Source organism: Mangrovimonas futianensis, assembly GCF_021245805.1.
Classification (GTDB): Bacteria; Bacteroidota; Bacteroidia; order Flavobacteriales; family Flavobacteriaceae; genus Mangrovimonas; species Mangrovimonas futianensis.
This window is the reverse complement of sequence record NZ_JAJJNF010000041.1, coordinates 1-364: the sequence shown is the minus strand read 5'-3', so window position 1 is coordinate 364 and position 364 is coordinate 1. Positions and strand designations below refer to the sequence as shown.

General features: G+C 59.3%; 1 protein-coding gene. It reads left to right on the top strand.

The window, feature by feature from the left end:
• On the top strand, nucleotides 1–364 hold a 364-nt coding region (locus LOK78_RS16450; protein WP_232635674.1), incomplete at both ends, for an FIDD domain-containing protein.

Here is a 364-nt window from a genome sequence, read left to right as displayed (position 1 = left end):
GTGGAGCCCCTGGAGCGACCTATGAGGTGGTGTATACCACCAACGGTACCTGTCCGGACACGACGACCAATACAGTAACCGTACACCCGCTTCCGACCCTGGCACAGGACCCGGCAGAACTGATCGTCTGTGACGACAACACCCCCGACGGTGTTGTGGAGATGGACCTGACCCAAATGGACGGTCCCATCACGGGCAACAACCCGAACTATGTGGTAAGCTACCATGCCAGCCAGACCGATGCCGATGCCGGTACACCAGAGGTGGCCCCATCCGCAGATGCCTATGTGGGTACGGACGGTGAAGTCGTTTACGTAAGGGTAGAGAGCGTGAACACCGGCTGCCATACCACCACGACCCTGAC